The organism is Vibrio sp. Isolate33 (genome assembly GCF_022397895.1).
GTDB classification, from domain to species: Bacteria; Pseudomonadota; Gammaproteobacteria; order Enterobacterales; family Vibrionaceae; genus Vibrio; species Vibrio pomeroyi.
Genome location: NZ_JAKEUP010000015.1, coordinates 111,583 through 119,776, shown reverse-complemented (window position 1 = coordinate 119,776; position 8,194 = coordinate 111,583). Strand labels below are relative to the sequence as shown.

At 43.5% G+C, this 8,194-nt stretch carries 10 protein-coding genes; 6 read left to right on the top strand and 4 right to left on the bottom strand.

All coding sequences use genetic code 11. From position 1 onward, the window contains the following. Positions 1-412: 412 nt before the first annotated feature. Positions 413-1,171 carry a Nif3-like dinuclear metal center hexameric protein gene (locus L1D37_RS18740; RefSeq protein ID WP_239848769.1) on the bottom strand — a complete coding sequence of 253 codons (759 nt, stop codon included), beginning with the start codon at positions 1,169-1,171 and terminating at the stop codon, positions 413-415. 114 nt (positions 1,172-1,285) lie between these two features. Here L1D37_RS18740 and L1D37_RS18735 point away from each other — a divergent pair, with 114 nt between their 5' ends. Next, positions 1,286-2,044 (top strand): DUF1853 family protein, encoded by a 759-nt coding sequence (locus L1D37_RS18735; RefSeq protein WP_239848768.1) that lies wholly within the window; start codon positions 1,286-1,288, stop codon positions 2,042-2,044. A 124-nt stretch (positions 2,045-2,168) separates the two neighbouring features. Here L1D37_RS18735 and pgm read toward each other — a convergent pair whose 3' ends face one another. Then, positions 2,169-3,815, bottom strand: a complete 1,647-nt coding sequence (gene pgm, locus L1D37_RS18730; protein ID WP_239848766.1) for a phosphoglucomutase (alpha-D-glucose-1,6-bisphosphate-dependent) — start codon at positions 3,813-3,815, stop codon at positions 2,169-2,171. 92 nt (positions 3,816-3,907) lie between these two features. Further along, positions 3,908-4,447: a replication initiation negative regulator SeqA gene (gene seqA / locus L1D37_RS18725; RefSeq protein WP_017630054.1), complete on the bottom strand. Its 540-nt coding sequence runs from the start codon at positions 4,445-4,447 to the stop codon at positions 3,908-3,910. Positions 4,448-4,540: 93 nt separating this feature from the next. Here seqA and L1D37_RS18720 point away from each other — a divergent pair, with 93 nt between their 5' ends. The 3 genes from L1D37_RS18720 (at position 4,541) to fldA (ending at position 6,221) form a co-directional block, all read left to right on the top strand. Then, positions 4,541-5,302 carry an alpha/beta fold hydrolase gene (locus tag L1D37_RS18720; RefSeq protein WP_239848764.1) on the top strand — a complete coding sequence of 254 codons (762 nt, stop codon included), beginning with the start codon at positions 4,541-4,543 and terminating at the stop codon, positions 5,300-5,302. Between the two features lie 108 nt (positions 5,303-5,410). Then, positions 5,411-5,629: a DUF2788 domain-containing protein gene (locus tag L1D37_RS18715; protein WP_004737900.1), complete on the top strand. Its 219-nt coding sequence runs from the start codon at positions 5,411-5,413 to the stop codon at positions 5,627-5,629. Between the two features lie 58 nt (positions 5,630-5,687). After that, the gene (gene fldA, locus L1D37_RS18710; protein ID WP_004737899.1) at positions 5,688-6,221 is read left to right on the top strand and encodes a flavodoxin FldA; all 534 of its coding nucleotides are present in this window, start codon (positions 5,688-5,690) and stop codon (positions 6,219-6,221) included. Positions 6,222-6,317: 96 nt separating this feature from the next. Here the strand turns inward: fldA and L1D37_RS18705 are convergent, their stop codons facing one another. Beyond that, the gene (locus L1D37_RS18705) at positions 6,318-6,824 is read right to left on the bottom strand and encodes a DUF4442 domain-containing protein (RefSeq protein WP_004737898.1); all 507 of its coding nucleotides are present in this window, start codon (positions 6,822-6,824) and stop codon (positions 6,318-6,320) included. Between the two features lie 207 nt (positions 6,825-7,031). On the opposite strand from L1D37_RS18705, the gene fcrX reads away from it, so the two are divergent. Next, positions 7,032-7,481, top strand: coding sequence for a ferric iron uptake transcriptional regulator FcrX (gene fcrX / locus L1D37_RS18700; RefSeq protein WP_017630056.1), 450 nt, complete (start codon positions 7,032-7,034; stop codon positions 7,479-7,481). Between the two features lie 54 nt (positions 7,482-7,535). Further along, the gene (locus tag L1D37_RS18695; RefSeq protein WP_239848763.1) at positions 7,536-8,153 is read left to right on the top strand and encodes a prepilin-type N-terminal cleavage/methylation domain-containing protein; all 618 of its coding nucleotides are present in this window, start codon (positions 7,536-7,538) and stop codon (positions 8,151-8,153) included. Positions 8,154-8,194: the final 41 nt, after the last annotated feature.

The following is an 8,194-nucleotide window of genomic DNA, read 5'->3' as shown; positions in this document are numbered from 1 at the left end:
TGTGATGAACTTCTGTAATCGCCCATGTGGTTGTTTCCTCTTACTTGTGGTGAATAAGAGGTTACTTCTAACATGGGCACTTCTTCAGGCTATAGCCTCAAGGAGCAATCACCACCGCCCTAGGCGGTGGTTTTGAGGAGCCAATAAAATAAAAAAGGGTTGATGTATTAACATCAACCCTTTTCTTTTATCAGCTCTCAACTCCGTCACCCTCAAGAGTGAGAGACGAACGAGCTCATTTCATCGACAGGTACAAATTTACAGTTCCTCGTCATCCCCAAGAACGAGGAACGAGTGAGTTGGGGATCTCATTCAACGAGTAGATAGCCCGAAGAGATTCCCTACTCCCTCCTTCGTCAGTCTAGGGAATGACGAATGTTATTTACTCGTATCCCTCATCTAGGATCTGTTCTTAAACTGGATTGTCGATATCGATAAACTCAACATCCAAGCCGTGTTCTTTAGCTAACCACTCACCTAGTGCTTTAACACCGTAACGTTCTGTCGCATGGTGGCCTGCAGCAAAATAATGAATGTCTTGCTCACGTGCTGAATAGGTTGTGCGTTCTGAAATCTCACCAGAGATAAACGCATCAATACCTTGAGAAGCTGCAAGCTCAATGTAGTCCTGGCCACCGCCAGTACACCAACCTACCGTTTCAATCATTTTATCGGCATTTTCAGGAGCGATATGCAGTGGCTTGCGATTCAGAACTTGGTCGATTTTTTCGGCAAACTCAGCACCTGTCATTGGTGTTTTCAACTTACCAAACATTGCAACCGATTGTGGGTGCCCTTCCAAGCCACCTTCTACTTCAATATCAAGCAGTTCAGCGAGCTTAGCGTTGTTACCAAGTTCAGGGTGGATATCGAGAGGTAAGTGATAACCTAACAGGTTGATATCATTCTTAATCAGAGTACGAATACGCTTGCCTTTCATGCCACGAATTGCCTCTGATTCACCCTTCCAAAAGAAACCGTGATGAACCAATAAAGCATCGGCGTTCAATTCTACCGCTTTATCAATCAGCGCTTGAGAAGCTGTTACACCAGTAACGATGCGCTTCACGTCAGAAGCACCTTCGACTTGAAGACCATTAGGACAGTAATCTTTAATCTGCTGTGGCTGCAGTTTTTCGTTCAGTAGCTTTTCTAATTGTAAGTTATTCATTTTTATTTCCAGCTTACCTTTATAATAACGTCGTTATATCAATTTACGGGTAGAATGTCGAAAGCCCAGCCCTCTGTTTATTAAGAACAGATGACTAAAGTTTACGAGGAACCGATGACTGAACTGCAACGTTTTTACCAATGGGTGATTGGCTCACCACCACTACTGGAAATCAAGCCACCCATTTCTGACCTCGGTGTATTCTCAAGCCACCAAGCACTCGACGCATCACATGCTTATAATGGTAATCCTAGACTAGGCTTCCTCTACCAACACCTATGTGAACAAGTCATCACTGCTTCGGATAATTATTCAATCAAGCACGATGAGATTCAGATTAATGTTGAGGGTAGAACACTAGGTGCTATCGACTTTATTCTCGAAGACGCGAACAGCCAAAAGTTAGAACACTGGGAAGTCGCGATTAAGTTTTACCTACTTCATGAACAGACATGGTTTGGCCCTAACTCTCATGACCAATTGGATAAGAAGCTCGATAGAATGCTCAGCCACCAGCTTGGAATGTCATCTTCAGCCGCCTTTATTGAGCAGTATCCAGAGATCGAAGTCGACTCAAAACATCTCCTCATGCAAGGTCGCCTATATACCAATCCATTCTTAGAGCAAAACGTACCTACTACATGTTTGGGTTACGACATTAACCCAAGCCAAGTAAACGGTTTTTGGTGCTATCAAAACCAAGCTCATCTGATCACTGAAGCTCTCTACCCTCTCACCAAAGAACAATGGGCAGCTGGGACGGATGATTTCAGCGGTATACCTATCACTGAGTTTGGTGATCGCTTTGTTCATGGACAAACCCAGTCTGGTCAATTCTGGTTTGTGATGCCGCATAGCTGGCCACACGGCTAACCCATTCGTCATTGAATTGACTTAGTCTTAGCTGATTACTTACAAACAGGCCAATAAAAAGGGTTGATGCTTTCACATCAACCCTTCTTCTATTTGCTTAGCAACTCTAGTAATCGAGATTCGATTATAGGCCCGCGGCTGCAAATACTTGATTAACAATCTCTTGAGCTTCTGCTTCAATTGCTTTTAGGTGCTCTTCACCTTTAAAGCTTTCACAGTAGATCTTGTAAATGTCTTCAGTGCCTGATGGACGAGCAGCAAACCAACCGTTCTCAGTTGTCACTTTAAGGCCACCAATCGCAGCGCCATTACCTGGAGCATGCGTTAAGCGAGCAGTAATCGCATCACCAGCAAGTGTTTCAGCCGAAACCATCTCTGGAGACAGCTTCTTCAGCACGTCTTTTTGTGCGCCATTTGCTACCGCTTGAATACGGTTGTACTTAGATTCGCCGTGTTTAGCAGCAAGCTCTTCGTAGTACTCATGTGGGTTCTTACCCGTTACCGCAGTGATCTCAGCCGCAAGTAGGCAAAGAATTAGGCCATCTTTATCTGTTGACCAAGGCGTTCCATCTTTACGTAAGAAAGATGCACCCGCACTCTCTTCGCCACCGAAACCAAACTGACCGTTGTATAAGCCATCAACAAACCATTTGAAACCAACTGGCACTTCACAAAGTTCGCGACCTAAGTCAGCAACAACACGGTCAATCAATGCGCTTGATACCAGTGTTTTACCAACAGCAACGTCTTTACCCCAACCTTCACGGTTACGGTACAAGTAGTCGATACAAACTGCTAGGAAGTGGTTTGGATTCATTAAGCCTTTTGGTGTCACAATACCGTGGCGATCGTAATCAGGGTCGTTACCAAACGCTAGTGCATACTCGTCTTTAAGAGCCAGTAGGCCTGCCATTGCGTATGGAGAAGAACAGTCCATACGAACCACGCCATCTTTATCTAGAGACATGAATTGGAAAGAAGGGTCAACCGCTTCACTTACCAGAGTAAGATCTAGGTTGTACGCTTTACCAATTTGGCGCCAGTAATCGATACCGCTGCCACCCAGTGGATCAACACCAATCTTGATGTTTGCTTTCTGGATCGCTTCCATATCAACCACGTTAACCAAATCAGCAACGTATGGAGCAACCAGATCCACTTCTTTTACTAACTCAGACTGTTTAGCCTGTGCGATAGGAGTGCGCTTAACACCTTGCATTTGCTCAGCAATGATCACGTTCGCACGGTCTTCAATCGCTTGAGTCAATTCAGCTTCAGCAGGACCACCGTGTGTCGGGTTGTATTTAATACCGCCGTCTTGTGGTGGGTTATGCGAAGGCGTGATAACAATGCCGTCAGCTTTCTTATCATTCACTAGGTTGTACGTAAGAATCGCGTGCGAAATACCCGGTGTTGGAGTAAAGCCATTGTTTTCTTGAATAATAACTTCAACACCGTTCGCTACAAGCACTTCGATAACCGTAGAGAACGCAGGCTCAGATAGAGCGTGAGTATCTTTACCTAAGAAAAGTGGGCCTGTTGTACCCTGCTCGGCACGAACCTCAGCAACCGCTTGTGCAATCGCTAGAATGTGGTTTTCGTTAAATGTTGATTTGTCTGCTGTACCACGGTGACCTGAAGTACCGAACAGTACTTTGTGATTTGGGTTGGTAGCATCCGGTTGCTGTAAGAAATAGTTAGCCACTAAAGCCGGAATATTATGAAGATCTTCCTGCTGAGCTTTTTGCCCAGCACGAGGGTGCATAGCCATTTTTCGACATCCTTATATATAAAATTTAAAAACAAAAAAACCTCATAATATCTTCTTATCCATGGATATTATGAGGTTTAAATCAGATTTCGTTAAATTGAACCTGTTACTTTTTCTATCAATTCTGCTTGGAAACTCATGCGGCTCATAAGCTGCTCAACCATCTGTCTTTTACGGCTTGTATTGTTATTAGTAATAACCCAAAAAGGACTTTGTGGAATGGCTTTAGGCTTAGTGGTGTTGCCGTTTGCTAGCAACGTCGCTTCGTTGTCTGCAAAGTAAACACGCTTACGGCCTTTTACTTGAGTTGCTTCTGAAAAGCTTAAAGGGTCGATTTTATGCAGTGTTGATAACACAAGCATGAAACGATCAATGGCTTTCTTTAATGATGCAAACTCATCTGATATTAGTAGTGAGCGCATTTCTTTAACGCCATCGAATTTCTCTGGAGTAAAGCCTACCTCTTTGCTAACAACGATACCTTTTGGCTCAACGATCTCTTCGATCGGAACCATGCCTTGGCTATCAACCTGTAACAAGCGGCGCAGAATATCTGAAGCGCTTTCGCCAATACGTTCTGTCTGACCCGCAATAAAACGGTATAGGTCCTCATCAACCTCAATTGTTTTCATTCGCTTTTCACAATCTCAATGTTTAAACTCTGGGGGATTATAGCGAGATCCGCGCGGATACTCTACGTCAAACCCACCATGAATAAGATAAAAATGTCAGTACAGCTCAACTATAAAATTGAAGGTGAGGGTCACACCATTGTTTTGATCCATGGATTATTCGGTAATCTGGACAACCTTGGCTTGCTCGCTAGGGATCTAAAAGCCGATCATCAAGTGCTTAGTATCGATCTACGTAACCACGGTCAATCTTTCCATAGTGACACTCACAACTATCAAGCGATGGCACAAGATGTGGCTCAACTGCTGAATGATCTTGAGTTAGAAGATGTGACTGTGATTGGTCACTCTATGGGTGGCAAAGTCGCGATGGCACTCACCCAACATCTCGAACTGCGTAAGTTGGTTGTACTGGACATGGCTCCGGTCGCCTACACTCAGAGCCGTCACGATAACGTATTCGCTGGCCTGCAAGCCGTGATCGCAGAACAACCAACCTCTCGCTCAGAGGCGCTAAAGGTTCTCGCAAAACATATCGAGATTGATGGGGTTCGCCAGTTCTTGACCAAATCTTTGTTCAAATCAGAGCAAGGCATCATGGAGTGGCGCTTTAACGTCGCATCCCTGCTCGCCAATTACGCGCACATCATTGGCTGGGAACCGATCGACAAAACCTCGGTCAAAACCTTGCTAATAAAAGGTGGGGACTCTGACTATCTCACGGCTGAACACCAAACCGCGGTTCAGCAGCAATTTTCTAACGCAAAGGCGCACGTCATTGCGAATACGGGTCACTGGCTACACGCAGAAAAGCCAGCAGAAGTACTCAGAGCAATTCGAAAATTCATCGCTTAAGCGCGCTTTTTCATGCAGATAAATGAGAGCTGAGTAATCACTGCACATTAACTTTATCTCGCAACAGTGATATAGTGCGCCCAAGCAAAATTGGTATATAAGGTTCCCATGCTTTACGACTACATGAACATCATTGAATCTGTTGGTTTAGATCTCCTATTTGCCGCGATTTTCTTTTTAATCGGTATGGCAATTAAGGACGTTCTAAAACAAGGAAATGTTCCTCCATTTGGTCGTCGCATTGTGTGGTTAGTACTTTTCCTTGGCTGTGCAGGTTTTATCGCCAAAGGGATAATCCAACTAAGCTGGGAAGGAACCGGGATCTAACGATTCCCTTCCGAACTTTATTACACCGACAACAGACAAAATGAAAGGTAATGATTCTATGGCAAGTGTAGGTCTCTTCTTTGGTAGCGATACAGGTAACACTGAAGCTGTTGCTAAGATGATTCAAAAGCAATTGAGCAAGCAGCTCGTTCACGTTCAAGACATTGCAAAAAGTAGCAAAGAAGATATCGATAACTTCGATCTACTGCTGCTTGGTATCCCTACGTGGTACTACGGCGAAGCACAATGTGATTGGGATGATTTCTTCCCTGAGCTAGAAGCTATTGATTTCTCAACTAAGCTTGTTGCTATCTTTGGTTGTGGCGACCAAGAAGATTACGCAGAATACTTCTGTGATGCTATGGGTACTATCCGTGACATCGTTGAAGCGAAAGGCGGTACTATCCTAGGTTATACATCAACTGAAGGCTACGAATTCGAAGCATCGAAAGGTTTAGTTGAAGGCGATGACAGCCAATTCGTTGGTCTATGTATCGATGAAGATCGTCAACCTGAGCTAACTGATGAGCGTGTATCTAACTGGGTTAAACAAATCCACGAAGAAATGTGCCTAGCAGAGCTAGAAGACTAACTCTCTAGCGGTCGTTAATTGTTACAATTAATGACTACTATGTAGATATGAAAAAACCTCCTTTTGGGAGGTTTTTTGCTATTCAATGGTGACCAATTAGCACTCAGCTTCTAGTGCTTCGTCATCATCTCTAAATTGCGGCTTCTTTCTTACATAAAGCGTACGCTGAATTTCTGATACCACATTCCCCTGCTTATCTTTGACATAGATAATAAACTCAGGAAAACACTTCTCACCGAGTTGTGTTTGACGATAAATCTCATCCAGTTGCCCTTGGCTTATTTCGAAATCGGCATACAAGTCAGATTGACCAGGTTTGATAAAGTTGATGCTCGCTTCCTTGTCCCAAACATAATATCGCTCACCCAAAATTCCCATTAACATCAATGAGTAAACCGGATCCGTCAGGGAAAATATGCTGCCGCCATATTGAGTACGATTGGCATTTTTATTCCACCAACGTAGCTTGAGCACTGTCTTTACTACCCTGAAGTCTGAACTTATATGCGCTATCTTAATGCCCGCTCCCCAGAACGGAGGCCAAATATTAAGAGCGAATTTTACGATGTTTGGTTTGTATATTTTTGCAAGTTGCTTATTCATAACAACATTCCGTGTTCATATTAGAATTACCGCCACCTTGACTGGTCGTACCTCCACTATAAGTGAGATACTTCCAATTTACAAAACAGATTGTGATGTCGATTAGTAACCCTTTGAAGTTCGTGGTTTATTGTTATGCCTGACTAAACTATAATGGTATTAATATTGAATTCTGTTAATTGCTGCAGATCATCAACAGGAAAGTATATGTCAGACAATAATCAAGCGCTAAAAGATGCTGGGCTTAAAGTGACCCTCCCAAGGCTCAAAATTTTAGAAGTATTACAACAACCAGACTGCCAACATATTAGTGCTGAAGATTTATATAAAAAGCTGATCGACTTAGGTGAAGAGATCGGACTTGCGACCGTTTATCGAGTATTAAACCAATTCGATGACGCTGGCATTGTAACTCGCCACCACTTCGAAGGCGGTAAGTCTGTATTTGAACTTTCAACACAACACCACCACGATCATCTAGTATGTCTAGATTGTGGCGAAGTTATTGAATTCTCTGATGACATCATCGAAGAGAGACAGAAAGAAATCGCAGAACGTTACAACGTGAAACTGACTAACCACAGTTTATACTTGTACGGAAAAAGTATTACCGGTGATTGCAAAGGTAACCCTGACGCACACAAACCGAAGAAGTAATACTAAACGCTGGCTTAGGCCGGCGTTTTTTATATAGGGCATCATAAAGTATCCATGAGAAGAATACCGTTAGTTAAGGCTTTTACTTTAATTGAGATGTTAGTTGTTGTGGTGATTATTGCAGTACTTGCTGTTGTTGCCCTTCCTCGCTTCCTTAACATTCAAACTGATGGTCGTATCGCTCAGTTTGAGGCTGCTCAATCTCAATTTCAAAGTGCAATAACCTTCGCGCACAGCAAATGGCTTGTGAATGGGGGCGGAAATTCAGAAATGAACGACCTACCCGGCTTCGGTGAAGACCAGAATGGCAACCCGCAACTAGACATCAATGATGAAGGCTATCCTTTAGGTGTGGATAAAAACTCACCAATGGGTGCGCCTTATAATATAGGCCAAGGGCATCAAGGATGTGTGTCTATCTGGGATGCCATCATGAATACCGATCTTACGGTTACAACAGATCGAGACAATTTTGATGGATTTGACTTTGTATCTCGCCGCCAAAATCTTACTTTTTTAACTAAAGAAGGTAATCCTGTTACTGCTCAAGCGCTCTGCTATTACATCTTCACAGCTGAAGGTCACCATAGAAACCCAGACAGAGCTGAATACGTATTTTGGTATAACTCCCGCACCGGTGAAATCACAAACTCTCGACCAAGTGATATCTAACCTCAACGAGGAGGAGAATTAACAACGCCCTCGCCAGATAC